The sequence below is a fragment of the Paraburkholderia ginsengiterrae genome (genome assembly GCF_001645125.1).
Taxonomy (GTDB): Bacteria; Pseudomonadota; Gammaproteobacteria; order Burkholderiales; family Burkholderiaceae; genus Paraburkholderia; species Paraburkholderia ginsengiterrae.
Genome location: NZ_LXKA01000022.1, coordinates 183,072 through 208,248, shown reverse-complemented (window position 1 = coordinate 208,248; position 25,177 = coordinate 183,072). Strand labels below are relative to the sequence as shown.

Sequence of the window (25,177 nt, the reverse complement as noted above, 5' to 3'; positions counted from 1 at the left end):
GGTCGATCAGTTCCTTCGGAATGGACGGCAAGGCCGTCTGGGCCTTGGGCGCCGCTTTGGGTTTGCGTGGCATACATGCTCCTTGAGCTACATGTTATGCCTTGAACACAAAATTTATGACAGGCCCCATTTGGTCGTGCATTCCACGGCAAACAGGTTTAACAGCCTATAAAGCGTAACACCCCGTACCTTTGCGCAAGCAGGTGTGCGGCTGCCTTTGCTCGTCTGTCTTCTATGGGCGGGTCTTTGGTGGGGGAGCCTCGCGGCTCGCCGGTTTGTGGTGCTACGCGCCGGTCTGTTAACCCTATCATTGTGCCCGCTCACCCAGCTTGTAAATGCGTGTCGGGCGATCCAAGTCAACAACTGGAGATCGCATATGAGTAAATCAGCCAAGAATATTCGCACCGCCTCGCGCCCACCCGTTGATGCTCTCCAATACGAAAAACTCGCATTGTCCGCGTTCGGACTCATCGAGCGGCAGATAGATCGACTGGAAAAACTAACCACACTCGCGTCTTCAATATATAGGAATCCTGCTATTACACGCGAGGAGAGAAGTCATCATCGGTCACTGCTTGGACTCTTGATTGAAACCGCTGAGGACTATCAGCGAGAGATCGAAATTGATCGCGACTTGTACCAGATCATTGCGCTCGACGCGAAGGGCATTCCTCAAAGTCGAATCACTGCGCGTCACGCAGCAGACCTCCTGGCCAAGGCCGCACCGGGCGCAGTAGGCGACCGCAAGAGTCGCGGCGCAGCGAAGGCGATGCACAACAAACCCGTTGGCTTCAGAACCGTCTCGCGGCGTACGGCGACGACGCATTGAAATCAACCCGGTGCCGCCCGCCAAAGAAAGGCGCAACCCGTGCGAAAGGCGCAGTAGACGCGCCTTCCAGTCACCCGCACTGCTGCACCGCAAGAATCTTTGCCCGATGCTGCCGGTGACATACATTCATCGGCACTCCGATGTGTCCTGCGCCGACGCACGTCAAAACCCCGCGACTCTCCGCGATCTATCAACGCGAAGCCGACGACACTAACAGTCCGGTGTCAGGGGCGGCAAACACCGGCTGCGGCCGGCCGTTAAGCCAGGTGGCACGCGGTGCAAAGGTTGACGTTACGCTTGGTTGCAATATTGAGAAAAAGCTTACTACGCGGCTCCATATCCTTTGGGCGCATGGCAGCGGGCGAGGCGCCGTTGACCGCGGGTGGGTCTATGGTGCCTTTTGCGCTGAGTTAGCTTGACTGGCTGATGGTTGAGGGTTTGGTGTGGTGGTGATGGGTGTTCACTTGTGCAAGTGAATGTGAATGGGCGTGATCGGCATGTGCTGCGTGCGAATTGGTATGGCTCGTCGACATTCCGACGCGATCCGCCTGCGTGTCTGACCGATCTGCCGCGCGGGCGCGGGCGGTATCGCGGTCGGGAGAGTTGAAGCCATTAGTATTGCTGAGTCCCTTGCTGCTCATGTGGCCTGCGGACATGCCCCCCATGTTGCCGCCGAGGCCACCGTGCCCGGCGCCACCACTGCCGCCGCCATTTCCACCTCCATTGCCGCCGCCGTTACCGCCGGCTGCTGCAAAGGCCGACGCGCACGCGAGTGCCACGAGGCCGGCAGCAATCCATTGCGATGCTTTCATGTTTGTTCTCCGAAGCGTATTCGAATGCTTGGATTGTACGAACGACGCGCGCCCGCCACCCCAGCCAGTTGTAATCATCTGTAAGTGGCGCATACCCACCAACCATCAAATTCTTGCGATCCATAGCACCCAACCCCACTGGTTTGTGAAGCACCGTTCCGACGAGCGCGAAGCGCGAGGCGGGAGGAATGACTGCCTTGTCACGAGCGTGGAGTGTGCGAGAGCACGGATTCCAGATGCACCGCTACCCCCTCCAAGCCAGGGGCCCCGCTTAAGAATTAGCGGTGTGAAGCGGCTTTCTTTGCCTACTTTCTTTGCCGCGGCAAAGAAAGTAGGTGCCGCCCCGCACAGGGGCAACGCTAATAGACCACCGTGAATTCAAGGAAAGGCCAACACCCCGAAAAGCACACCCAAACCAGAGCCCACGGCAACAAAAAATCCCATTATATGAATCCAACACTCACATATTGGAGCTTTCTCAAAAACCGCCCTACAATCCAACCCAACAAGCCAAGCGCTTCAGAGCACAGCCGAAAAGACAGGCCCTGAACCGCCAGAGCAAAAGCAACAAAAAAACCGGAGACAAAGCCCAACCCATGCCTAAACCCCAAAAGGCAGAACCCAGGCAGCCCAGCAACACCGCCCAAGGCCCCCTCTCCGGCCCCGCGCTGCAAGCGCAAAAAAACCATTGAAGAGCGAATCGCCATGAACAAAGCGATGTCCACTCACGCCGCAACCGTGTCCGACGCTGACCTGGAGCCGCAAGCCGACCAGGCGAGCGACACTGCGCATCACGCAGCGACCGCCGCCAAAGGCCCGCGCGCCAGCGCCCAGCCGCAGCCCATGGCCGACGAAATCGCCTTGCCCAGCACGCTGCTGGACATCACTCCCCAGCAGGCCGGCACGCAAACCCTCCTGCGCGGCCTGGCGATTCTGGAAGCCGCAGCCGCCGGCGTACGCGACTTGCGCACCTTCGGCGCCGCGCTAGGCACCACCCGCAGCACCACGCATCGCCTGGTGAGCAGCCTCGTGCAGGCCCGCTACCTTCGCCAGGTGCAAGGCGGCTATCTGCTCGGCCCGAAACTCATCGAACTCGGCACCATCGCGCTCGAACAGATGCCGCTCACCACGGTGGCCCGTCAGCATCTCGAATCGCTCGCGGAGCAGACGCTCGACACGATCCACCTCGGCGTGCGCGACGGCGACGACGTGCTCTACATCGACAAGATTCCCGGCACCCGTGGCCTCGAAATGCGCTCGCGCGTCGGGCACCGCATGCCGCTGGCGTCGACGGGAATCGGCAAGGCAATGATGCTCGACCTCACGCCGGACGTCTGGCAGTCGCTCTTCGAAGCGTCGCGCCGCGCGCTCGCCGGCGTCAGCTTCAAGCCCGACAACCGCCCCGACGCGCAGACCTTCATGCAACGCATGACCAGCTATGCCGCCGGCGGCTACACCTTCGATCTTGAAGAAAACGAAGCGTCGATCCGCTGCGTCGCGGCCCCCGTGCGCGACGCGTCGGGCGCGGTGGTGGCGGCGCTGTCGGTAGCGAGCACGATTCCGTATATGCCGCTCGAACGCATGGACGAACTGATTCCGGTCGTGCAGCGCGAAGCGCGCGCGATCTCGGAAGAACTCGGCTGGCGTGCCCCGCAACCGGCAACCCGCAGGATCAAGCGATGAAACAAGCGGGTTCCTCCACGTCGGCAGCAATTCACGCCGCAGCGGGCGCCGCCGACGCCAACCTCGCGCACGCCGCGCTGATCGCGCTCGACTGGGGCACGACGTCGCTGCGCGCCTATCTGTACGACGCGTCAGGCAATGTGCTGGCCACGCGGGAATCGACGGCGGGCATCATGAATCTGCCGCGCAGCGCCGAGCAGGGCGGCTTCGACGCAGCATTCGAGGACACCTGCGGCGCCTGGCTCGCAGATGCACCCGGCGTGCCGGTGATCGCCGCCGGCATGGTCGGAAGCGCGCAAGGCTGGGTCGAGGCGCCGTACGTCGAAGCGCCGGCGAATGCCGATGCGCTGGTGGCCGGCATCGTCCGCGTGAAGGCGGCGTGCGGCGCGACGCTGCATATCGTGCCGGGCGTCCTGCAACGCGGCGAACTCCCGAACGTGATGCGCGGCGAAGAAACGCAGATTTTCGGCGCGCTCGGGCGGGACGCCAATTCCGTTGACGGCGGCACACAGGCGCTGATCGGCCTGCCAGGCACGCACGCGAAATGGGTGGTGGTGAAATCGCGCCGCATCGAACGCTTTCATACCTTCATGACCGGCGAAGTTTTCGCGGCATTGCGCGAGCACACGATCCTCGGCCGCACGATGACCACGCCGGATCGTCCGGACACCGAAGCATTCCTGCGTGGCGTGACCATCGCCCGTGAAAAAGGCCGGGCAGGTGTGCTCGCAACGGCATTCAGCGCCCGCACGCTGGGTCTGACCGGAGAACTGTCGGGCCGACAGCAGCCCGACTATCTGTCTGGATTGCTGATTGGACACGAACTGGCTGGCCTCGACGCGATCCTGGCGCAGCAGCAGAGCGCGCTCGCCGGACAGAGCCTGCGCCTGATCGGCAATGAAGCGCTGTGCGAGCGCTATCGCCTCGCGCTCGCACAATTTGGCTGCACCCAGGCGGAGCTGGTCAAGCACGCCACCGAGCGCGGCTTGTGGCGCGTCGCCTCGCAGGCGGGGCTCATCAACCCGGCCGCGCGCGCGGCGCACGCCGGCTAACCGGCTACGCCGCCGCTCATGACACAAGGAATCAACATGCAACCTCACATCAATCTGCCAGCTCCGTACATGCCGCACGCCGGTTTGATCGCGGCATTCGAGGCCTGTCCGCTGATCGCCATCATGCGCGGCGTCACGCCCGCCGATGCCGCCGAACACGGCCAGGCACTCTATGAGGCGGGTTTTCGCATCGTCGAAGTGCCGTTGAATTCGCCGCAGCCGTTCGACAGCATCGAGGCCATCCGCAAAGTGTTGCCGGGCGATGCCATCGTCGGCGCGGGCACGGTGCTGCATTCGTCTTTCGTCAACGATGTGAAGGCGGCCGGCGGCGAGCTGATTGTCATGCCGCACAGCGACCCGGAAGTCGTCATCGCCGCGAAAGCGCAAGGCATGGCCTGCGCCCCGGGCGTCGCGACGCCGATGGAGGCGTTCATCGCGCTGAAAAACGGCGCGGACGTGCTGAAGATGTTCCCCGCCGAGCAACTCGGCTGCCAGGTCGTGAAGGCGTGGCGCGCGGTGATCGCGGCGCAAGTGCCGCTGGTGCCGGTCGGCGGCATCACGCCGGACAACATGGGGCCGTTTCTCAGCGCAGGCGCGAATGGCTTTGGCCTCGGCTCCGCGCTGTACAAGCCGGGACAAAGCGTGGCCGTGACCGCTTCGCATGCGAAGGCGTTCATCAACGGGTTGCGCATTGCCCGGGCAGGTGCGCAGAAATGACACGGCTCGCCGGTAAAACTGCCCTGATCACCGGTGCCGGACGTGGCATCGGTGCGGCAATCGCGTATGCGTTTGCTCGCGAAGGCGCGGCGGTGGTGCTGGCCGAACTGGATCTCGACACCGCGCAGCAGACGGCGGAGCGCATCGTGTCGCAAACCGGCGCGCGCGTGCTCGCGGTGCGGACGGACGTGACGCAGGCGGCGTCGGTGCAGCACGCGGTGAGCGAGGCCGAACGCGCGTTCGGGGCGCTCGACGTGCTGGTGAACAACGCCGGCATCAACGTGTTCTGCGACCCGCTGACCATGACCGACGACGACTGGCGCCGCTGTTTCGCGGTCGATCTCGACGGGGTCTGGAACGGCTGCCGCGCGGTCTTGCCGGGCATGGTCGAGCGCGGTGCCGGCAGCATCGTGAATATCGCGTCGACGCATTCGTTCAAGATCATCCCGGGTTGTTTCCCATACCCGGTGGCGAAGCACGGTGTGATCGGCCTGACGCGCGCGCTCGGCATCGAATACGCGCCGCGCAATGTGCGGGTCAATGCCATCGCGCCCGGTTATATCGAAACGCAATTGACGCACGACTGGTGGAACGAACAAGCCGATCCGGCCGCCGCGCGGCAGGCGACGCTCGATCTGCAACCGATGAAGCGCATTGGCCGCCCGGAAGAAGTGGCGATGACCGCGGTGTTTCTCGCTTCGGACGAAGCGCCGTTCATCAACGCCACCTGCATCACCGTGGATGGCGGCCGCTCGGCGCTGTATCACGACTGAACGCAGCAGAAAAGCAGTAAAGAGGTAGCACAGTTGCACCGGACGACGCGCTGGCCGCGTGTGTCATCACCGGAAAAAGAAGACGCGGCCGACACCTTCTCGTTATCAATTAGTCAGGAGACACGCATTATGAAACGTAGAATTTTCCTCACGCTGGCAGCAGCGGCGGCGGGTGTGCTCTTCAACGCGCCGGTTGCGCAGGCCGCTGACCCGGTGAAGATCGGCTTCCTCGTGAAGCAGCCGGAAGAACCGTGGTTCCAGGACGAATGGAAGTTCGCCGAAATCGCCGCCAAGGAGAAGGGCTTCACGCTGGTGAAGATCGGCGCGCCGTCGGGCGAGAAGGTGATGAGCGCGATCGACAACCTGTCGGCCCAGAAGGCGCAAGGTTTCGTGATCTGCACGCCTGACGTCAAGCTCGGACCGGGCATCGTCGCCAAGGCAAAGGCTGACGGCCTGAAGATGATGACGGTGGACGACCGTCTGGTCGACGGCGCGGGCAAGCCGATCGCGTCGGTGCCGCATATGGGCATTTCGGCCTACAACATCGGCAAGCAGGTCGGCGACGGTCTGGCCGCGGAAATCAAGAAGCGCGGCTGGGACATGAAGGACGTGGGCGCGATCGACGTGACCTACGAACAGCTGCCGACCGCGCATGACCGCACCTCCGGCGCGACCGACGCACTGGTGGCCGCCGGCTTCCCGAAGGCGAACATCGTCGCGGCGCCGCAAGCGAAGACCGACACGGAAAACGCGTTCAACGCCGCCAACATCGCGCTGACGAAGAACCCGCAGTACAAGCACTGGGTTGCTTACGCGCTGAACGACGAAGGCGTGCTCGGCGCGGTGCGCGCAGCGGAAGGCCGCGGCTTCAAGGCGGACAACATGATCGGCATCGGCATCGGCGGTTCGGACTCGGCATTGAACGAGTTCAAGAAGCCGACGCCGACGGGCTTCTACGGCACGGTCATCATCAGCCCGAAGCGCCACGGCGAAGAAACCTCGACGCTGATGTACGACTGGATCACGCAAGGCAAGGAGCCGCCGATGCTCACGCTGACGACCGGCATGCTGGCCACGCGTGACAACGTGGGTGAAGTGCGCGAGAAGATGGGCCTCGCATCGAAGTAAGCCGCTGTAGGGCGGTGAAATGAATCGCCGGTGCGCCATGCTTCAGAGATGGGGTGCACCGGCGGTAGCAGTACAAGATGAGCGGTTGAGACAAGCCATGCTTTGCAGTTGCCGAGACTGATGGGGCGCCGCAAAGCACGGTTCACATGAAGCGGCAACTTTATTGCATGGGACCGGAGTAAGTGCTCTGCATGGGGCCGGAGTAACGCGCTGAAGCGCGAACTCCGGCCGACAGCTGAAGCACCAACTCCGGTCGACAGAGGAGGCGAAGTGTCAGCGACGCTACGTTTTGACAATATCGGCAAAGTCTTTCCAGGCGTGCGCGCGCTCGACGGTGTGTCCTTCGAGGTCAACGTGGGCCAGGTGCACGGCCTGATGGGCGAAAACGGCGCAGGGAAGTCGACCCTGCTGAAAATACTCGGCGGTGAATATCAGCCCGACTCGGGGCGCGTGATGATCGACGGCAACGAGGTCCGCTTCTCAAGTGCGGCTTCGTCGATCGCGGCGGGCATCGCGGTGATTCACCAGGAACTGCAATATGTCCCCGATCTGACGGTCGCGGAAAACCTGTTGCTCGGCCAGCTGCCGAACTCGTTAGGTTGGGTCAATAAGCGCGAGGCCAAGCGCTTCGTGCGTGAACGTCTCGAAGCGATGGGCGTGGCGCTCGATCCGAACGCCAAGCTGCGCAAGCTCTCGATCGCGCAGCGTCAGATGGTTGAAATCTGCAAGGCGCTGCTGCGCAATGCACGCGTGATCGCGCTGGACGAACCGACCAGCTCGCTGTCCCATCGCGAGACGGAGGTGCTGTTCAAGCTGGTGCGCGATCTGCGCGCCGACAATCGCGCGATGATCTACATCTCGCACCGCATGGACGAGATCTACGAGCTGTGCGACGCCTGCACGATCTTCCGCGACGGCCGCAAGATCGCCTCCCATCCGACGCTCGAAGGCGTGTCGCGCGACACGATCGTCAGCGAGATGGTGGGGCGTGAAATCTCGGACATCTATAACTACTCGGCGCGGCCGCTCGGCGAAGTGCGCTTCGCGGCGAAGGCGATCGAAGGCCATGCGCTCGCGCAGCCGGCCAGCTTCGAAGTGCGGCGCGGCGAGATCGTCGGATTCTTCGGACTGGTGGGCGCGGGCCGTAGCGAACTGATGCATCTGGTGTACGGCGCCGATCACAAGAAGGCCGGCGAACTGCTGCTCGACGGCAAGCCGATCAAGGTGAAGAGCGCGGGAGAGGCGATCAAACACGGCATCGTGCTGTGCCCGGAAGACCGCAAGGAAGAAGGCATTGTCGCCATGGCGACGGTGTCGGAGAACATCAATATCAGCTGCCGCCGTCACTATCTGCGGGCCGGGATGTTCCTCGACCGCAAGAAGGAAGCCGAGACAGCGGACCGTTTCATCAAGCTGCTGAAGATCAAGACGCCGAGTCGCCGTCAGAAGATTCGCTTCCTTTCGGGCGGCAATCAGCAGAAGGCAATTCTGTCGCGCTGGCTCGCCGAACCGGATCTGAAAGTGGTGATTCTCGACGAGCCGACGCGCGGCATCGACGTCGGCGCGAAGCATGAGATCTATAACGTGATCTATCAGCTTGCCGAGCGGGGCTGCGCGATCGTGATGATCTCGTCGGAATTGCCCGAAGTGCTCGGCGTGTCGGACCGGATCGTCGTGATGCGCCAGGGCCGGATTTCCGGCGAGCTTGCGCGCAAGGACGCCACGGAACAAGCGGTGTTGAGCCTCGCGTTGCCGCAAAGCTCGACCGCGCTGCCTGGAACCGCTGCCCAACAGGCGGCCTGAACATCATTCGGACGCAAGTCCGGCAACCCGTGGGGAACGGGAGGAGTCTTGAACATGCAAGCCAGAGAAAACCTCGCGCAACAGGCCGCCAAGGGCGCGGCCGAAGCGCTGATTCCGCAGTCCAACGACAAGGCGAAATGGTGGCAACAGATCACCGAGTACAGCCTGATCGTGATCTTCATCGTGATGTTCGCCACGATGTCGCTGACCGTCGATCATTTCTTCTCGATCGAGAACATGCTCGGCCTCGCCCTGTCCATCTCGCAGATCGGCATGGTCGCGTGCACGATGATGTTCTGTCTCGCCTCGCGCGATTTCGACCTGTCGGTGGGGTCGACGGTCGCGTTCGCCGGCGTGCTGTGCGCGATGGTGCTGAACGCCACGGGTAACACTTTCATCGCGATTATCGCGGCGGTCGCGGCCGGTGGCGCGATCGGTTTTATCAACGGCGCGGTGATTGCATATCTGCGCATCAACGCGCTGATCACGACGCTTGCGACGATGGAAATCGTCCGTGGTTTCGGCTTTATCGTCTCGCATGGGCAAGCGGTCGGCGTGTCGTCGGATACGTTTATCGCGCTCGGCGGCCTGAGCTTCTTCGGCGTGTCGCTGCCGATCTGGGTCACGCTGCTGTGCTTCATCGTGTTCGGCGTGATGCTCAACCAGACCGTGTACGGCCGTAACACGCTCGCCATCGGCGGCAATCCGGAAGCGTCGCGTCTGGCCGGTATCAACGTCGAACGCACGCGTGTCTACATCTTCCTGATCCAGGGCGCGGTGACTGCGCTGGCCGGTGTGATTCTGGCCTCGCGCATCACGTCGGGGCAGCCGAACGCGGCGGAAGGCTTCGAGCTGAACGTGATTTCGGCGTGCGTGCTCGGCGGAGTGTCGCTGCTCGGCGGCCGCGCGACGATTTCCGGCGTCGTGATCGGCGTGCTGATTATGGGAACGGTCGAGAACGTGATGAATCTGATGAACATCGACGCGTTCTACCAATACCTCGTGCGTGGCGCGATCCTGCTCGCCGCCGTGCTGCTCGACCAGTTGAAGAACCGCGGCTCGCGGGACTAATCACTATCCAGTTCTAAAAGGAATCGAACGATGTCGTCTCCGGCCAATGCAAACGCCCGTCTCGCGGACAGCGCCTTTGCGCGCTATCCGAGTCTTGTAGACCGCACGGTGTTGATCACGGGCGGTGCGACCGGCATCGGCGCATCGTTCGTCGAGCATTTTGCGGCGCAGGGCGCGCGGGTCGCGTTCTTCGATATCGATGCGAGCGCCGGCGAGGCACTCGCCGACGAACTCGGCGATTCGAAGCACAAGCCGCTGTTCCTGCCGTGCGACCTGACCGACGTCGATGCATTGCAAAAAGCGATCGCCGACGTAAAAGCCGCGCTGGGTCCCATTCGGGTCCTGGTTAACAACGCCGCAAACGACAAACGCCACACCGTTGGCGAGGTCACGGCCGCGTCGTTCGACGCGGGCATCGCGGTGAATCTGCGGCATCAGTTCTTCGCGGCGCAGGCAGTGATGGAAGACATGAAAGCGGCCAGCAGCGGCTCGATCATCAACCTCGGTTCGATCAGCTGGATGCTGAAGAACGGCGGCTATCCGGTGTACGTGATGTCGAAATCGGCGGTGCAGGGTCTGACGCGCGGCCTCGCACGCGACCTCGGGCCGTACAACATCCGCGTCAATTCGCTGGTGCCGGGCTGGGTGATGACGGACAAGCAGAAGCGTCTGTGGCTCGACGACGCCGGCCGCCGGGCGATCAAGGAAGGGCAGTGCATCGACGCCGAGTTGCTGCCCGCCGACCTCGCCCGCATGGCGCTGTTCCTCGCCGCCGACGACAGCCGGATGATCACCGCGCAGGATGTCATTGTCGACGGGGGCTGGGCGTGAGTGCGACCGGTTCGTCACACGCCGCTGCGTCGCAGGCGGCTTTGCTGCTCGACACGAAATGCACGCTCGGCGAAGGCGCGACCTGGTGCGCGAGAACCGGCCGCTTCTACTGGACGGATATCGAAGGCGCACGCCTGTGGCGCTATGACCCGAGCGATGAAGGCAGCACGTCCTGGCGCATGCCCGAGCGCCTCGCCACGTTTGCGCTATGTGCGGATCCGCGTTACCTGCTGCTCGGTCTGGCCACGCATCTGGCGTTTTTCGATCTGGCTACGGGCGAGACGCGCCGCATCGTGGACGTCGAACCCGGCTTGAACACACGCGTGAACGACGGCCGCTGCGACCGGCAAGGGCGCTTCGTGTTCGGGACGAAAGACGAGAGCGCACCGGTGCAGCCGGTCGGCGGGTTTTACCGGCTCAATCACGATCTGTCGCTGGAGCGTTTGCCGCTGCCAGCGCCGGCTATTTCGAACAGCATCGCGTTCAGTCCCGACGGCGCGACGATGTACTACTGCGATTCGCCCACGCGGGCGATTCGCGTTTGCGACTATCGCGCGGACGGCGGCATCGCCAACGACCGCCTGTTCACACAGCTGACCGACGCCACGGGCGAGCCCGATGGCTCGACCGTCGATTGCGACGGCGGCCTGTGGAACGCGCAATGGGGCGGCCGGCGCGTGGTGCGTTACGGTCCCGACGGCGTGGAAACGGAACGCGTCGACGTGCCGACCGCGCAGCCGAGTTGCGTCGCGCTGGGCGGTGTGGACCTCGACACGCTGTACGTCACGAGCGCGCGCTGCGATCTCGATGCCGACGCGCTCGCCGCGGATGCGGCGGCGGGCGGCGTGTTTGTCGCCGCCACGGCGCGGCGAGGTTTGCCGGAACCGGTGTTTCAAGGCGCGCCCGCCTAGCGCAGAATGACGCAGCTTCGGTCTCGATTCTGCAATTGAATCGGAAGTTGATGGTGCAATCCCAGTGGCAGCAAATCGGCAGCTTGCAGTTCGGACCCTGAGGCGACCGGATCAAGAAAGTCGCCCAGCAGTACCCGTCAGGAATGACGGCAACGTCCCACGCCTCTCGATGGAGCCAGATATGACTGTTGCGAATCTCGTTTCCGCCTCATCCCAACCCTCCCAGAGCCGACGCTCGCGACTCGCCGCGGCGGCCAATCCGGTGCTGCCGGGGCCGAGCACGTCGGCGGTGGCCGTCGGCGAAACCAGCGAGGGCGATGTCGCGTGCGTGACGCTCGCGAATGCCCATTTGCGCCTCGATGTCGCGCCGACGCTCGGCGGCGGCATCACCCGATTCGACTGGCGCAACGACGGCGCGCTGACGCCGATTTTCCGGCGCTGCCGTCATGTTACCGCCGACACGCAGCCGAACCAGCTCGCCTGCTACCCGCTGCTGCCGTACTCGAACCGGATCGGCGGTGGCAGCTTCACGGTGGCGGGACGGCGGGTCGATGTGCCGCGCAATCACCCCGATGAACCGTTGCCGATTCACGGCGACGGCTGGCAGTCCGCGTGGCAGGTGGCCGAAGCGGATCGCGAAAACGTGCGCCTGACGCTCGAGCGCCGCGACGGCAAGCCCTACGCGTACCGCGCGTCGCAAGCCTATACGCTCGACGGTCCGACGCTCGTCATCACGCTCGAAATCGAAAACACCGGCCGCGAGACGCTGCCCTTTGGGCTGGGCGTGCATCCTTTCTTTGTGCGCGATGCGGACACGGAACTGTCGGCGGCGGCGGGCGGCCTGTGGCTTTCCGGCGACGACTGGCTGCCGGTGCGGCACGTGCCGGCGCCGCCCGCATGGCAATTCGGCGTGGCGTATCCGCTGCCGGAGACGATCGTCAATCATGCCTTTACGGGCTGGAGCGGCCAGGCGGCGGTGGTGTGGCCCAAACGCCGGCTGTCGCTGAACATCGCGGCCGACACCGATTACTACGTGCTGTACACGCCGCCCGGCGAAGATTTCTTTTGCTTCGAACCGGTGGATCATCCGATCAACGCGGTGAACCTGGCCGGCGGTGCGAGCGAAAACGGCATGACCATGCTGCGGCGTGGCGAGTGCCTCACGCGCACGTTCCGCTTTACCGTCGAGCGCACCGGTTTGCGTTCCATGCCGGGAGCGCGCGGCTCGCGGCGGCAGTAGGCAGTATTCGTAGCGGACGAGCGGGGGCAGGGCGGTGCCGGACAGGTAAAATACCCGCCTCTTCCGCTTACCAGCTCGCCGCGAGACCCATCATGTCCAATTTCATTCAGACGCTCAACGACGCCTGGCAGCGCACCAACTCGCTGCTGTGCGTCGGCCTCGATCCCGAGCCCAGCAAATTCCCGGGCGCGCTTGCGGGCCGTCCCGAGGCGATTTTCGATTTTTGCCGCACGATCGTCGATGCGACCGCGCAGTATGCATCGTCGTTCAAGCCGCAGATCGCCTACTTCGCGGCGCATCGCGCGGAAGACCAGCTCGAGCAGCTGATCGCCCACATTCACGCGAACCATCCGGGCCTGCCGGTGATCCTGGACGCGAAGCGCGGCGACATCGGCAGCACGGCCGAGCAGTATGCACGCGAGGCGTTCGAGCGCTATCAGGCCGACGCGGTGACGGTGAATCCGTACATGGGCTTCGATTCGATCCAGCCGTACCTGGAGCACGAAGGCAAGGGTGTGATCGTGTTGTGCCGCACCTCGAACGCGGGCGGCTCCGATCTGCAATTCCTGGAGACGGGCGGCCGTCCGCTGTATCAGGTCGTCGCGCAACTGGCAGCGGACAAGTGGAACGCGAGCGGCCAATTGAGCCTGGTGGTCGGCGCGACGTTCCCGAAGGAGATTGAAGTTGTGCGTGGGATCGTCGGCGATATGCCGCTGCTGATTCCGGGCATCGGCGCGCAAGGTGGCGATGTGCAGGCGACGGTCAATGCCGGCCGCACCGCGAACGGCACGGGCATGCTGATCAACTCCTCACGGGCCATTATTTACGCCGGCAAGGGTGACGATTTCGCCGCGGCCGCAGCGAAGGCCGCCATGGAAACGCGTGACCGGATCAACGAGTTTCGTTAATGCCGGGCGGTCCTGGACAAAGACCGCTAGCAGACTGAACGGCCGGGGTTCAGGCGGATAAATCCGTCCGGGCCGCCGGCCCCAGCCGCCCGATGAAGGCCGCATGTTGCGGATGCTGTGCCTGCAATGCGGCGATATCCGCCAGTTCGAACTCGCTGAACTCAAAACCCGGCGCGACGGTGCAGCCCACTAGCGCGAACGTCGCCGGATCAGCGCACTCCGCGGCAAACCACAAGCCTGCCGGTACAACCGCCTGAAATACGGCGTCCGCGTGCGTCAGCGCGTTGCCGAGCTTATGCGTCACCAGCGTGCCCGACTCATCGAGCACGTGGACGTTCAGCGGCTCGCCCGCGTAGAAATGCCAGAGCTCATCGGATCGGATCCGATGCCATGCGGAATGCGCGCCGTCGCAGAGCAGGTAGTAGATGGCGGTCGACGCCGAGCGCGTCTCGGCTGAACCGTCGTCGCGGTGCACACGCTCCGCCGACCGGTACGTCTCGCGAAAAAATCCGCCTTCGGGATGCGGTTTGAGATCGAAGCGGCGGATCAGGTCGTCTCTGGCTGCGTGCGAATCAGGCATCGGCTTCCCGCATTCAAACGGTAGAGGGTTAGTGCTCGCGTTCGTCGAGCAGGGCGAGCAGTCCACGCAACGCGTGCGCGGCGGCCTGCGCGCGGATTTTTTCTCGATCGCCCTTGAAGACCTTCGTTTCCACCGACGTATGCAGCCGGTTGCTCCAGCCGAACGAGACCATGCCGACCGGCTTGGTTTCGGTGCCGCCGCCCGGACCGGCGACGCCGGTAATCGACAGCGAGACTTGCGCGCGGCTATTGCGCAGCGCGCCTTCGGCCATGGCGCGCGCCACGGGCTCGCTGACCGCGCCGTGCTTGTCGATCAGATCGGCGGGCACGCCGATCATTTCGCTTTTCGCCTGGTTCGAATACGTGACGAAGCCGCGCTCGAACCAGCCGCTGCTGCCGGAAATGTCGGTGATCGCGGTCGCCACCATGCCGCCGGTGCAGGATTCGGCGGTGACGAGCATCAGGCGCTCGTCGCGCAGGCGGTTGCTCACGCGAATGGCGAGCTGGTGAACGACGGAATCGGTAGGCATGGCGTCAATCCGGAAAACGGGGGGCGGCGGTGAATGCCTGGCGGCGTACCGGCCGTGAAGCCGCGGCCGGCGGGGCCGGTTAAACCGACATGCGCCAGAGCGCGATCACGAGCAGCGTAAAAAACGCGGCGACCAGATCATCGAACATGATGCCAAAGCCACCTTTCAGTCTGCGATCGAAATAGCCGATGGGCGGCGGCTTCACCATGTCGAAGAATCGGAACACGACGAACGCCCACAACTGGTCGGTCAGCGTGGCCGGCGTGATCATCAGCAGCACCAGCCAGAACGCGACGATCTCGTCCCACACGACGGGCGACGGATCGGCGATGCCGAGCTTCTTTGCGGTGAATCCGCAAATCGCAATGCCGCCGACAAACCCGGCGACGATCAGCGCGCCCCATTCGGCGACGGTCAGGTAACGGTTCAGGACGGTGAACGAGGCCCACGCGAACAGCGTGCCGATCGTGCCCGGCGCAACCGGCGACAAACCGCTGCCGAAACCCAGCGACAGAATATGCAGCGGATGCGACAGCATGAAACGCGCGGTGGCCCGGCGCGGTTTCGAATCGGGCGTGCGGGGTGCTTTGGGCGGCTCGCCGCCGATGAGTTCGTCGGCAGGGCCGAGCCGGGGATCAGTCTGCATGAAAGTGATCGAAGCCTTGCATCGTCAGAGTGAGCGGCGTGCCGGCGGCATCGCGCCAGCCAATCGCCGGGCGGTCTGCCGCCGTTTGGAGAGCGCTTATTGTACCGATGCGGGTGACCGGCAACGCGACCTCGCGGCCGGCGGCTTCCACCGCGGCGCGCGCCGCGGCGGGCGCGGTGAAGCACAACTCGTAGTCGTCGCCGCCGGCGAGCGTACAGCGGCGCTGGATGTCGGGCGCGAGGCGGCGCAGCGCGGCGGAGCGCGGCACGGCGTCGACGTCGACGGTGGCCCGCAGGTTCGAGCGTTCGAGAATATGCAGCAGATCGCCGGCGAGGCCGTCCGAGAGGTCGAGCGCCGCGTGGGCAACGCCGCGCAGCGCCAGACCGAGTGCGATGCGCGGTTCCGGGCGCTCGAGGGCGCGACGAAACGTCGCAGCGTCGCTGGCATCGGCGGACCACTCGCCGCGCTGCACGCCGAGTCCGGCGCGCGCATCGCCGAGCGTGCCGGAGATCCAGATGTCGTCGCCCGGTTGCGCGGCGTCGCGGCGCAGCGCCGCCTGCGCCGGCACGCTGCCGAACACCGTCACGCACAGGTTCAGCGGGCCGCCGGTCGTATCGCCGCCGATCAGCTCGCAGCCGTAGCGCTCAGCCAGTGCGAAGAGCCCTTCGCTGAAGGCGGCGAGCCAGGCTTCGTCGGCTGCCGGCAACGAGAACGCCAGCGTGAACGCCTGCGGCTGTGCGCCCATGGCGGCGAGGTCCGACAGATTCACGGCGAGCGTCTTGTGACCGAGCGCCTCGGGGTCAACATCGGCAAAGAAATGGCGGCCTTCCACCAGCATGTCCGTCGATATAGCCAGCATCTCGCCGGCGCGCGGCGCCAGCAGCGCGCAGTCGTCGCCGATGCCGAGTGTGCCGTCCGCGCTGCCCGACGGGTGCCGGGCGGCGCGGCGCGCAAAGAAACGGTCGATCAGCGAGAACTCAGAGAGCATGGTGGCGATGGGAAGCGGTTAAATGCCGTGAACGGCGGCTAAGGTGGTCATCGGGGGTGGTCACCGGGGTGGTTAATGGCGCGCATTCTACGCGGCGGCAAACGAGGGCGTACGAGCGGCGAACGGCGCAAATGCGCGATTCAGGCGCAACGCCGCCTCGAACCGGGCTCGGGCCGAAGCACGCCACGTCGGCCTTTCGCTATGTTTCAGTCGCGGCAGTTGTACCCGTATTGAAGGAATTGAGCCGGCAATTGGGGCTACAATGCCGTCGAACGTCTATTCTAATCCGCACTTCGAAGCCCGCCCTATGTCGACTCCCGTCAATAGCAAACTCCGCGAAGCCGCCCTCGATTACCACGAGTTCCCCACCCCGGGGAAGATCGCGATCGCCCCGACCAAGCAGATGATCAACCAGCGCGACCTCGCGCTGGCATACTCGCCGGGCGTTGCGTTCGCGTGCGAGGAAATCGTCGAAAACCCGCTGAATGCCGCGCGTTTCACCGCGCGCAGCAACCTGGTCGGCGTCGTCACGAACGGCACCGCGGTGCTGGGTCTGGGCAACATCGGGCCGCTCGCCTCGAAGCCGGTCATGGAAGGCAAGGCCGTCCTCTTCAAGAAGTTCGCCGGCATCGACGTGTTCGACATCGAGCTGAACGAATCGGACCCGCACAAGCTGGTCGAGGTGATCGCCGCGCTCGAGCCGACTTTCGGCGGCATCAACCTGGAAGACATCAAGGCGCCGGACTGCTTCATCGTCGAGCGTGAATGCCGCAAGCGCATGAAGATCCCGGTCTTCCACGACGACCAGCACGGCACGGCGATCGTCGTCGCGGCGGCGGTCACCAATGGTTTGAAGGTGGTCGGCAAGGACATCAAGAACGTCAAGCTGGTGGCCTCCGGTGCGGGCGCGGCGGCACTCGCCTGCCTGGACCTGCTGGTCGATATCGGCCTGCCGCTCGAAAACATCACCGTGACCGACCTGGCCGGCGTGGTCTACAAGGGCCGTGTCGAACTGATGGACCCGGACAAGGAGCGCTTCGCGCGCGAAACCTCGGCTCGTACGCTGGCCGAGGCGATTGGCGGCGCGGACATTTTCCTCGGCCTGTCGGCTGGCGGCGTGCTCAAGCAGGACATGGTCAAGCAGATGGCGGACAAGCCGCTGATTCTGGCGCTGGCCAACCCGACGCCGGAAATCCTGCCGGAACTGGCGCTCGAAGTGCGTCCGGACGCGGTGCTGTGCACGGGCCGCACCGACTATCCGAACCAGGTGAACAACGTGCTGGTGTTCCCGTTCCTGTTCCGCGGCGCGCTGGATGCGGGCGCGACGACGGTGACGCGGGAAATGGAAATCGCGGCGGTCAACGCGATCGCCGAACTGGCGCGCCAGGAGCAAAGCGACATCGTCGCGACGGCGTACGGCATTCAGGATCTGTCGTTCGGCCCGCAATACCTGATTCCGAAGCCGTTCGACCCGCGTCTGATCGTCAAGGTCGCGCCGGCGGTGGCGAAGGCCGCGATGGATTCGGGCGTCGCCGAGCGTCCGATCGAGGACATGGAAGCCTACGAACAGCATCTGCAGCAGTTCGTGTATCACAGCGGCACGACCATGAAGCCGATTTTCCAGGTGGCGCGTAGCGTCGAGCCGGAGAAGAAGCGCATCGTGTTCGCGGAAGGCGAAGAAGAACGCGTGCTGCGCGCCATGCAGATCGTCGTCGACGAAAAGCTGGCCAAGCCGATCCTTATCGGCCGCCCGGCGGTGATCGAGCAGCGCATTGCGCGCTACGGCCTGCGTCTGGTCGCGGGGCAGGACTACTCGGTCGTGAATACCGACCACGACGAGCGTTACCGCGACTTCTGGCAGGAATATCACAAGATGATGTCGCGCAAGGGCATCAGCGCGCAGATGGCGAAGCTCGAGATGCGCCGCCGCACCACGCTGATCGGCGCGATGCTGGTGGAAAAGGGCGAGGCCGACGGCATGATCTGCGGCACGGTCTCCACCACGCACCGCCATCTGCACTTCATCGACCAGGTGATCGGCAAGAAGGCAGGCGCGAAGGTCTACGCCGCGATGAACGGGCTGGTGTTGCCGAACCGGCAGATTTTCCTGGTCGACACGCACGTGAACGTCGATCCGACCCCGGAAGAACTGGCCGAAATCACGATCATGGCGGCCGAAGAAGTGCGCCGTTTCGGTATCGAGCCGAAGATTGCCTTGCTGTCGCATTCGAACTTCGGCACCAGCAACGCGCCGAGCGCCCAGAAGATGCGCGACACGCTGGCGATCCTGCGCGAGCGCGCGCCTCACCTGCAGGTGGACGGTGAAATGCACGGCGACATTGCGCTCGACGCGAATCTGCGCCGCGAAGCCATGCCCGACTCGACCCTGGAAGGCGATGCCAACCTGCTGGTGCTGCCGAACATCGATGCGGCCAACATCTCGTACAACCTGCTGAAGACCGCCGCGGGCAATAACATCGCGATCGGTCCGATGCTGTTGGGTGCGGCCAAGCCGGTGCACGTGCTGACGGCTTCGGCGACCGTGCGGCGGATCGTCAACATGACGGCGCTGCTGGTGGCGGATGTGATCGCGGCCCGCTAAGCCGCAATCTGGACCTACCCGTGGCGCCCGCAGATGGGCATCACAAAAAAAAGGCGTGCCCGCAACGGGCACGCCTCAGGGTGAGCAGGGGACGCCACCCTAAACGGCAAACCAAAGACATTCCGTCTCACGGACCGGATAAAAGGGCCTCAAGACCCTCGTCCGAAATCCAAAAAGGGCCATAAGCCTGCGCGATGGGATAAGTGGGCTCGCGCCTTACGGGGCGTGGTCTACCGCCCGCCGAGTATCTGTCCCGTACTCCTTTATTGCTCCGTTGAGCTAATTTTAGCTTTGTTGGGCTAAACATTTTGTCAAAAGTGGTCAAAGCCTGTCCCGTGGCTGTTTGACGCGTGATCGGACGGTTTCGCGCGTCTGGCGAACGTTGATTCCAAAGGCCATTAGCGATACCCTTACGACTTTCATGGTCGTCAAACTCGTGATTTAACAGCGGGGAACCCTGAGACATGGCACGCAAGTGGCTGGGCATCAAAGGCGTGCTGATCGGTGCTGTTACGCTGTGCGCTTTATCCGGCTCCGTGCCTGGCGCGTTCGCGCGCGACTCCACGGCACCCGCCGATTCGAACGCACAGGTGCAGGGCACCGTCGCGTTGGCGCAGTTGCCACGCGAAGCGGTCAATACATTGAACTTGATTGCCGCTGGCGGGCCTTACCCGTATGAGAAGGACGGCATCGTATTCGGCAATCACGAACGGTTGCTGCCGCCGCATCGGCGCGGCTACTACCACGAATACACCGTTCCCACGCCTCGCTCACGTAATCGCGGGGCGCGTCGCATTGTCTGCGGAGGTCCGCTCCAGCGAACCGACAATTGTTACTACTCCGACGACCACTACACCAGTTTTAATCGTATTGTTGAATGACATCGGGATGAACGGCATGAGCGACAGCGTCTACGCGCACGACTCCGGAGTCGCGACGGATCTTTTCGCGGCCGGCGACGGCAATTTGTTCCAGCGCGTCATGCAGATGCGCGCCGGCGATCAGGGCCGCGATAACCAGGGCGAAGCTGGCACTGTGGTTTCATCGAACGAGGAGCCCATGAGTCTTTTCAAGACCGTACGACCAAACATCGTACAGTCGATCCGCGCGTTCCGCGTTCAGGATCTCGCTGACGAGGCCAACCAGCTTGGGCAGCATTTTCTGTATGCGTACTGCGCGAATGCGCAGTCCAAGCAGGAAGTGCTCGAAACCATCGCGACCTCGTTCCTGTTTCCGAAGCATTTCGGCAAGAATTACGACGCGCTCTACGATTGCCTGACCGATCTGGTCCACAAGGCGGGTACGCAGCCGGGCTTCGTGATCGTGCTCGAGCACTTGCCGGTCGCCCAGAAGTTCGACAAGGAAGGGCGTGAGACGCTGCTGGACGTGTTCCGTGAGGCGTCCGAATTCTGGGCAGAGCGCAAGGTCGCGTTCCGGGTGTTTTACTCGTTTGCCTGAGTTTTGCCTGACTGTCGCCTGCTTCAGCTAACAAAAAGGCCCGCCAATGAGCGGGCCTTTGTTTTTTGGTGCTTGGGGGCGATCCGCCGTCTCGCTCCGATTACCGGATCAGGCCACGGCGGCGCGTGGGCCGAATTTACCAGGCGCCCCAGCCCGCGGCCAATGCCGAGAGAACGGCAATGCCGGCGGTTTCAGTGCGCAGCACGCGAGGTCCGAGACCGACGGCGGTGAACCCGTGTGCGGTCGCGGCCGCTTCCTCGGTAGCGGAAAAGCCGCCTTCCGGGCCCACCAGCACAATGACGCGCCCTTGCGGCGGATCGGCGGGCAAGGCCGAGAAGCTGATGCTGGCGCGCGGCGACAACAGGATGCGCAGCTCGCCCTCTTCCGGCGTGCGGGGCATCGAGCTGAGCCAGGTGGCGATCTCGCGCACCGGCATGACTTCCGGCAGGCGATTGCGCCCGCACTGTTCGCATGACGCGCGCACAATGCCTTGCCAGTGAGCGTGCCGCCGCTGTGCGCGCTCGCCGCTGAGGCGCACGACACTGCGCGTGGTGGTCAGCGGCACGAAACTGGACGCGCCGAGTTCGACGGCCTTTTCGATCAGCCAGTCCATTTTGTCGCCACCGGCAATCCCTTGCGCGAGCGTGAGCCGATACGGCGCCTCGACTTCGATATCGCGAAATTCGCGAATTTTTACTGTGGCGGAGCGGCGTTCGACCTCGACGAGCTCGGCGCTGTACTCGCCGCCTTCGCCGTTGAACAGGACAATTGAATCACCGGGCTGCAAACGCAGCACGAGCACGTGCCGAACGACGTCATCGGGAAGCTGCATGATGTCGTCGGGTTGAAGAGGCGCACCGACGAAGAAGCGAGGCATCAGAAAAATACTCATTGTTTTACGAAAGGTGGCGAGCGAGCGCCCAGCGGTAGCCGTCCAGATCTTCGACCTGGGCGAACCGGTCGCCCCAGAACTGATCCTGTGGCTCGCTCAGCGATTTTGCACCGGCGGCAAGCGCCCGCGCATAAACCGCGTCGACATCGTCGACATAGACATAGAACGATTGCGGTGCGATTGCGCCCGCGCTCCTGGGTGTTTTCGCAGCCGAGCCGAACGCGCCTTCCGGTGCGAACATCACAATCAACTGGCCTTGATACGTCATCTCAACATGCATGACGACACCGTCGTCCTGGACACTGTCACGAACTTCGAAACCAAACGCCGCCTCGAAGAACGCAGACGTGGCACGTGCGTCGCGCACCGTCAGATAGGGGGTCAACCAGGGCACACCGGCGGGGCGGGGGGCGGTCATGGAATTCTCCGTATCGATGGGGTTAGCGGGGCACGTGCTACGCGGTCAGGGCCAGGCGGACGGCCGCATATCGATACGGATAGCGCAGTCCGACGGAAAACGTGCATTTTGCCCACGCATTAGCGGGATGGCTTTAAGAATTGACTTAGTTTATCGCGCACTGACTGGGATGCCGAGAACAGTCCGGCATGCATAGCCGCGCCGTAGTGTTGCAAGGCGTCGATTTGCCGCGAGGCGAGGCGCTCCGTGAGCGTATCGACAGTGAGCGCGGCGGGGTCGAGCGTGTCGCTCGCGGTCGCCATCATCCACAGCGAGCCGTAGAGCGGAATGAACGTGTTCATTGCACGCACGACGGCGAACGTTGCGTGCAGATCGTCGAGCAGGGCGGCGATGCGCTCGGCGTGGAAATACGGCGAGCCGAGGTGGACCGAGAGCGCGGCATGCGGGCTCATCACCTGCTTGAGTTGCCGGTAGAAGGCTTGCGTGTACAGACCGGCGGCGGGTGAATCCGGTGGCGTCAGGTCGAATACGACTACGTCGAACTGCGCGGGCGCCGTGGCTTGGGCGGCTGCGGCGACGTAATGCGCGGCGTCGCCGATCACCAGTTCGACGCGCGGGTCATCGAAAGCGCCGCCGTGCACTTCGGGCAGATGCTCGCGCGTCAGGCGCACGACTTGGGCGTCGAGCTCCGCCACCACGATCCGTTCAATGCTCGCGTGCCGCAGCAGCTGCCGCGCGGCGCCGCCGTCGCCGCCGCCGAGCACCAGTGCCGTCTTCGGTGCAGGGTGGGCGAGCGCGGCCGGGTGCACCATGCATTCGTGGTAGATGAACTCGTCGCCGGTGGAGGTCATCGGGCGGCCGTCGAGCGTGAAGAGCCGGCCGAGCTGATGCGTGTCCCAGACCTCGATCCGCTGGTAAGGTGAATCGACGCGCGCAACGAGCTTCGCGTGCGGAAATCCGTAGACGGCGTCGGGACTGGGATGAAACAACAAGGGAGCGCTCACGGCTGGCGGGCTCCGTCCGGAGCACGAGGGGTATAGGTTGCCCAATTGTAAAGGGCGAAGCGCGGCGCGGGTTCGGCGGATGCCTTGGGTGACATGGCCTGGCGCCGTTCGGGGAGGAGGAGGGGCGGCATTCTGTTAGAATGTCACGCTTTCAGCCTTGTCCGTTTGCTCTGCTCGTTTCGCGTCTCCCGGCGCCGCACCGCGCGCCGAAGCGAACTGTCAGCCGAGCTCCCGGGCCTCCAGCACGCCCCGCTTTCTGACTTTGTCTCCGGACTCGACATGACGACCCCGTCTCCCGCACCCACCTCCTTGATGGCTAACGCAATCCGCGCGTTGTCCATGGACGCCGTTCAACAAGCGAATTCCGGCCACCCCGGCATGCCGATGGGCATGGCGGAAATCGGCGTGGCTTTGTGGTCGCGTCATCTGCGCCACAACCCGAAGAACCCGCAATGGGCCGATCGCGACCGTTTCGTGCTGTCGAACGGCCACGGCTCGATGCTGCTGTACTGGCTGCTGCACCTGACCGGCTACGATCTGCCGATCGAAGAGCTGAAGAACTTCCGCCAGATGCATTCGAAGACGCCGGGCCACCCGGAATACGGCATCACGCCGGGTGTCGAAACGACCACCGGCCCGCTCGGACAGGGTCTGGCGAATGCAGTCGGCATGGCGCTCGCCGAGTCGCTGCTCGCCACCGAATTCAACAAGCCTGACGCGAAGATCGTCGACCACCACACGTACGTGTTCGTCGGCGACGGCTGCCTGATGGAAGGCATCTCGCACGAAGCCTGCTCGCTGGCGGGGGTGCTGAAGCTGAACAAGCTGATCGCGTTCTACGACGACAACGGCATCTCGATCGACGGCGAAGTGGTGCACTGGTTCCACGACGACACGCCGAAGCGTTTCGAAGCCTACGGCTGGAATGTGATTCCGGGCGTGAACGGCCACGACGTCGAAGCGGTGGACGCGGCGATCAAACAAGCCAAGCAAGCGGACAAGCCCACGCTGATCTGCTGCAAGACCGTGATCGGTGAAGGCGCGCCGACCAAGGCCGGCAGCCACGACTCGCACGGCGCGCCGCTCGGCGACAAGGAAATCGCGGCGACCCGCGAAGCCATCGGCTGGAAGTGGGAGCCGTTCGTGATCCCGCAGGAAGTCTACGCGGCGTGGGACGCGAAGGAAGCCGGCGCACGTATCGAGTCCGATTGGGACAAGGCGTTCGCGGCCTATGCGGCGAAGTACCCGCAAGAGGCGGCCGAATTCAAGCGCCGCGACGCGAAGCAACTGCCGGCCGACTGGAAGGAAAAGGCCCAGGCGATCATCGCCGGCGCGAACGAACGCGCTGAAACGGTGGCGACGCGCAAGGCATCGCAACAGGCGATTGAAGGTCTGTCGGCCGTGCTGCCGGAACTGCTCGGCGGCTCCGCCGACCTGACCGGCTCGAACCTGACCAACTGGAAGGCCGCCAAGGCGGTGCGCGTGAATGCGGAAGGCCGCGCGGCCGGCAATTACGTGAACTATGGCGTGCGTGAGTTCGGCATGAGCGCCGCAATCAACGGCGTCGCGCTGCACGGCGGCTTCAAGGCCTTCGGCGGCACGTTCCTGACGTTCTCGGACTACAGCCGCAACGCGCTGCGCGTCGCCGCGCTGATGAAAGCGCCGTCGATTTTCGTGTTCACGCACGACTCGATCGGTCTGGGCGAAGACGGCCCGACCCACCAGTCGATCGAACACGTGGCGAGCCTGCGTCTGATCCCGCATCTGCACGTATGGCGCCCGGCCGACACGGTCGAAACCGCGGTGTCGTGGACCCACGCGGTCGAACATCATGGCCCGTCGTGCCTGATCTTCAGCCGTCAGAATCTGCCGTTCACCGAGCGTACCGACGCGCAGATCGCCAACATTGCGAAGGGCGGCTATGTGCTGCGCGACTGGAACGACGAGATCGTCGCACGCAAGATCATCCTGATCGCCACCGGTTCGGAAGTCGAACTGGCGCTCAAGGCGGTCGAGTCGCTCGCACGCGAAGGCATCGCGGCACGTGTCGTGTCCATGCCGTCCACCACGGTGTTCGACAAGCAGGACGCCGAGTACCGCGAACGCGTGCTGCCGCATGGCGTGCGCCGCGTCGCGATCGAAGCGGGCGTGACGGATTTCTGGCGCAAGTACGTGGGTCTGGAAGGCGGCGTGGTCGGGATCGACACGTTCGGCGAATCGGCCCCGGCGGGCGTGCTGTTCAAGCATTTCGGCTTTACCGTCGAGCACGTGGTAGAGACGGCCAAAGCGGCACTCGGCTGAT

At 64.0% G+C, this 25,177-nt stretch carries 24 protein-coding genes; 16 read left to right on the top strand and 8 right to left on the bottom strand.

The genetic code is table 11. From position 1 onward, the window contains the following. Window positions 1-376 precede the first annotated feature (376 nt). Window positions 377-829 carry a hypothetical protein gene (locus tag A6V37_RS02050; RefSeq protein WP_064268887.1) on the top strand — a complete coding sequence of 151 codons (453 nt, stop codon included), beginning with the start codon at window positions 377-379 and terminating at the stop codon, window positions 827-829. Window positions 830-1,239: 410 nt separating this feature from the next. On the opposite strand, the gene A6V37_RS02045 is transcribed toward A6V37_RS02050, so the two are convergent. After that, a complete protein-coding gene (locus tag A6V37_RS02045) occupies window positions 1,240-1,641 on the bottom strand; it encodes a hypothetical protein (RefSeq protein WP_064268886.1) in 402 nt (133 codons plus the stop codon). 705 nt (window positions 1,642-2,346) lie between these two features. Here A6V37_RS02045 and A6V37_RS02035 point away from each other — a divergent pair. From A6V37_RS02035 to pyrF, 11 genes are all read left to right on the top strand, one after another. Further along, the gene (locus A6V37_RS02035; RefSeq protein ID WP_064268884.1) at window positions 2,347-3,324 is read left to right on the top strand and encodes an IclR family transcriptional regulator; all 978 of its coding nucleotides are present in this window, start codon (window positions 2,347-2,349) and stop codon (window positions 3,322-3,324) included. Beyond that, a complete protein-coding gene (locus tag A6V37_RS02030) occupies window positions 3,321-4,376 on the top strand; it encodes a 2-dehydro-3-deoxygalactonokinase (protein ID WP_064268883.1) in 1,056 nt (351 codons plus the stop codon). The genes A6V37_RS02035 and A6V37_RS02030 overlap by 4 nt, the downstream gene beginning before the upstream one ends. A gap of 36 nt (window positions 4,377-4,412) precedes the next feature. Continuing rightward, a complete protein-coding gene (locus A6V37_RS02025; protein ID WP_064268882.1) occupies window positions 4,413-5,093 on the top strand; it encodes a 2-dehydro-3-deoxy-6-phosphogalactonate aldolase in 681 nt (226 codons plus the stop codon). Further along, window positions 5,090-5,866 carry an SDR family oxidoreductase gene (locus A6V37_RS02020; RefSeq protein ID WP_064268881.1) on the top strand — a complete coding sequence of 259 codons (777 nt, stop codon included), beginning with the start codon at window positions 5,090-5,092 and terminating at the stop codon, window positions 5,864-5,866. The genes A6V37_RS02025 and A6V37_RS02020 overlap by 4 nt, the downstream gene beginning before the upstream one ends. Before the next feature lie 129 nt (window positions 5,867-5,995). Continuing rightward, window positions 5,996-6,994: an arabinose ABC transporter substrate-binding protein gene (locus A6V37_RS02015; protein WP_064268880.1), complete on the top strand. Its 999-nt coding sequence runs from the start codon at window positions 5,996-5,998 to the stop codon at window positions 6,992-6,994. A gap of 270 nt (window positions 6,995-7,264) precedes the next feature. After that, entirely contained in the window at window positions 7,265-8,797 is a 1,533-nt protein-coding gene (gene araG / locus A6V37_RS02010) for an L-arabinose ABC transporter ATP-binding protein AraG (RefSeq protein WP_064268879.1), read from the top strand. Between the two features lie 54 nt (window positions 8,798-8,851). Further along, window positions 8,852-9,868, top strand: a complete 1,017-nt coding sequence (gene araH, locus A6V37_RS02005; RefSeq protein ID WP_064268878.1) for an L-arabinose ABC transporter permease AraH — start codon at window positions 8,852-8,854, stop codon at window positions 9,866-9,868. Between the two features lie 30 nt (window positions 9,869-9,898). Beyond that, on the top strand, window positions 9,899-10,699 hold the full coding sequence (locus tag A6V37_RS02000) for an SDR family NAD(P)-dependent oxidoreductase (RefSeq protein WP_064268877.1): 801 nt from the start codon (window positions 9,899-9,901) through the stop codon (window positions 10,697-10,699). Then, a complete protein-coding gene (locus tag A6V37_RS01995) occupies window positions 10,696-11,610 on the top strand; it encodes an SMP-30/gluconolactonase/LRE family protein (RefSeq protein ID WP_064268876.1) in 915 nt (304 codons plus the stop codon). Before A6V37_RS02000 ends, A6V37_RS01995 begins: the two co-directional genes overlap by 4 nt. A gap of 181 nt (window positions 11,611-11,791) precedes the next feature. Further along, on the top strand, window positions 11,792-12,850 hold the full coding sequence (locus A6V37_RS01990) for an aldose 1-epimerase (RefSeq protein ID WP_064268875.1): 1,059 nt from the start codon (window positions 11,792-11,794) through the stop codon (window positions 12,848-12,850). Between the two features lie 92 nt (window positions 12,851-12,942). Further along, window positions 12,943-13,758 carry an orotidine-5'-phosphate decarboxylase gene (pyrF, locus tag A6V37_RS01985; RefSeq protein ID WP_064268874.1) on the top strand — a complete coding sequence of 272 codons (816 nt, stop codon included), beginning with the start codon at window positions 12,943-12,945 and terminating at the stop codon, window positions 13,756-13,758. A 49-nt stretch (window positions 13,759-13,807) separates the two neighbouring features. Here the strand turns inward: pyrF and A6V37_RS01980 are convergent, their stop codons facing one another. From A6V37_RS01980 to thiL, 4 genes are all read right to left on the bottom strand, one after another. Continuing rightward, window positions 13,808-14,338, bottom strand: a complete 531-nt coding sequence (locus tag A6V37_RS01980; RefSeq protein WP_064268873.1) for a cupin domain-containing protein — start codon at window positions 14,336-14,338, stop codon at window positions 13,808-13,810. 28 nt (window positions 14,339-14,366) lie between these two features. Then, a complete protein-coding gene (locus tag A6V37_RS01975) occupies window positions 14,367-14,867 on the bottom strand; it encodes a CinA family protein (protein WP_064268872.1) in 501 nt (166 codons plus the stop codon). A 79-nt stretch (window positions 14,868-14,946) separates the two neighbouring features. Next, window positions 14,947-15,513, bottom strand: a complete 567-nt coding sequence (locus tag A6V37_RS01970; RefSeq protein WP_207547638.1) for a phosphatidylglycerophosphatase A family protein — start codon at window positions 15,511-15,513, stop codon at window positions 14,947-14,949. Continuing rightward, entirely contained in the window at window positions 15,503-16,501 is a 999-nt protein-coding gene (gene thiL, locus A6V37_RS01965) for a thiamine-phosphate kinase (protein ID WP_064268871.1), read from the bottom strand. The genes A6V37_RS01970 and thiL overlap by 11 nt, the downstream gene beginning before the upstream one ends. A 262-nt stretch (window positions 16,502-16,763) precedes the next feature. Between thiL and A6V37_RS01960 the strand changes: the two genes are divergently transcribed. From A6V37_RS01960 to A6V37_RS01950, 3 genes are all read left to right on the top strand, one after another. Beyond that, the gene (locus tag A6V37_RS01960) at window positions 16,764-19,103 is read left to right on the top strand and encodes an NADP-dependent malic enzyme (protein WP_064268870.1); all 2,340 of its coding nucleotides are present in this window, start codon (window positions 16,764-16,766) and stop codon (window positions 19,101-19,103) included. Window positions 19,104-19,567: 464 nt separating this feature from the next. Then, window positions 19,568-19,984 carry a ribonuclease gene (locus tag A6V37_RS01955; RefSeq protein WP_064268869.1) on the top strand — a complete coding sequence of 139 codons (417 nt, stop codon included), beginning with the start codon at window positions 19,568-19,570 and terminating at the stop codon, window positions 19,982-19,984. Between the two features lie 16 nt (window positions 19,985-20,000). Further along, a complete protein-coding gene (locus tag A6V37_RS01950) occupies window positions 20,001-20,561 on the top strand; it encodes a barstar family protein (RefSeq protein ID WP_064268930.1) in 561 nt (186 codons plus the stop codon). Between the two features lie 136 nt (window positions 20,562-20,697). Here A6V37_RS01950 and A6V37_RS01945 read toward each other — a convergent pair whose 3' ends face one another. The 3 genes from A6V37_RS01945 to speE form a co-directional block, all read right to left on the bottom strand. Then, a complete protein-coding gene (locus A6V37_RS01945) occupies window positions 20,698-21,438 on the bottom strand; it encodes a 16S rRNA (uracil(1498)-N(3))-methyltransferase (protein ID WP_064268868.1) in 741 nt (246 codons plus the stop codon). A gap of 19 nt (window positions 21,439-21,457) precedes the next feature. Further along, window positions 21,458-21,871 (bottom strand): VOC family protein, encoded by a 414-nt coding sequence (locus A6V37_RS01940; RefSeq protein ID WP_064268867.1) that lies wholly within the window; start codon window positions 21,869-21,871, stop codon window positions 21,458-21,460. A 119-nt stretch (window positions 21,872-21,990) separates the two neighbouring features. After that, window positions 21,991-22,875, bottom strand: coding sequence for a polyamine aminopropyltransferase (gene speE / locus A6V37_RS01935; protein WP_064268866.1), 885 nt, complete (start codon window positions 22,873-22,875; stop codon window positions 21,991-21,993). 279 nt (window positions 22,876-23,154) lie between these two features. Between speE and tkt the strand changes: the two genes are divergently transcribed. After that, entirely contained in the window at window positions 23,155-25,176 is a 2,022-nt protein-coding gene (tkt, locus tag A6V37_RS01930; RefSeq protein ID WP_064285720.1) for a transketolase, read from the top strand. The last annotated feature ends 1 nt before the right edge of the window (window position 25,177 follow it).

Coding starts and splice junctions, on each gene's coding strand:
- A6V37_RS02050 (WP_064268887.1), top strand. CDS start 377: ATGAGTAAATCAGCCAAGAATATTCGCACCGCCTCGCGCCCACCCGTT.
- A6V37_RS02045 (WP_064268886.1), bottom strand. CDS start 1,641: ATGAAAGCATCGCAATGGATTGCTGCCGGCCTCGTGGCACTCGCGTGC.
- A6V37_RS02035 (WP_064268884.1), top strand. CDS start 2,347: ATGAACAAAGCGATGTCCACTCACGCCGCAACCGTGTCCGACGCTGAC.
- A6V37_RS02030 (WP_064268883.1), top strand. CDS start 3,321: ATGAAACAAGCGGGTTCCTCCACGTCGGCAGCAATTCACGCCGCAGCG.
- A6V37_RS02025 (WP_064268882.1), top strand. CDS start 4,413: ATGCAACCTCACATCAATCTGCCAGCTCCGTACATGCCGCACGCCGGT.
- A6V37_RS02020 (WP_064268881.1), top strand. CDS start 5,090: ATGACACGGCTCGCCGGTAAAACTGCCCTGATCACCGGTGCCGGACGT.
- A6V37_RS02015 (WP_064268880.1), top strand. CDS start 5,996: ATGAAACGTAGAATTTTCCTCACGCTGGCAGCAGCGGCGGCGGGTGTG.
- araH (WP_064268878.1), top strand. CDS start 8,852: ATGCAAGCCAGAGAAAACCTCGCGCAACAGGCCGCCAAGGGCGCGGCC.
- A6V37_RS02000 (WP_064268877.1), top strand. CDS start 9,899: ATGTCGTCTCCGGCCAATGCAAACGCCCGTCTCGCGGACAGCGCCTTT.
- A6V37_RS01990 (WP_064268875.1), top strand. CDS start 11,792: ATGACTGTTGCGAATCTCGTTTCCGCCTCATCCCAACCCTCCCAGAGC.
- pyrF (WP_064268874.1), top strand. CDS start 12,943: ATGTCCAATTTCATTCAGACGCTCAACGACGCCTGGCAGCGCACCAAC.
- A6V37_RS01980 (WP_064268873.1), bottom strand. CDS start 14,338: ATGCCTGATTCGCACGCAGCCAGAGACGACCTGATCCGCCGCTTCGAT.
- A6V37_RS01975 (WP_064268872.1), bottom strand. CDS start 14,867: ATGCCTACCGATTCCGTCGTTCACCAGCTCGCCATTCGCGTGAGCAAC.
- A6V37_RS01970 (WP_207547638.1), bottom strand. CDS start 15,513: ATGCAGACTGATCCCCGGCTCGGCCCTGCCGACGAACTCATCGGCGGC.
- thiL (WP_064268871.1), bottom strand. CDS start 16,501: ATGCTCTCTGAGTTCTCGCTGATCGACCGTTTCTTTGCGCGCCGCGCC.
- A6V37_RS01960 (WP_064268870.1), top strand. CDS start 16,764: ATGCCGTCGAACGTCTATTCTAATCCGCACTTCGAAGCCCGCCCTATG.
- A6V37_RS01955 (WP_064268869.1), top strand. CDS start 19,568: ATGGCACGCAAGTGGCTGGGCATCAAAGGCGTGCTGATCGGTGCTGTT.
- A6V37_RS01950 (WP_064268930.1), top strand. CDS start 20,001: ATGAGCGACAGCGTCTACGCGCACGACTCCGGAGTCGCGACGGATCTT.
- A6V37_RS01945 (WP_064268868.1), bottom strand. CDS start 21,438: ATGCCTCGCTTCTTCGTCGGTGCGCCTCTTCAACCCGACGACATCATG.
- A6V37_RS01940 (WP_064268867.1), bottom strand. CDS start 21,871: ATGACCGCCCCCCGCCCCGCCGGTGTGCCCTGGTTGACCCCCTATCTG.
- tkt (WP_064285720.1), top strand. CDS start 23,155: ATGACGACCCCGTCTCCCGCACCCACCTCCTTGATGGCTAACGCAATC.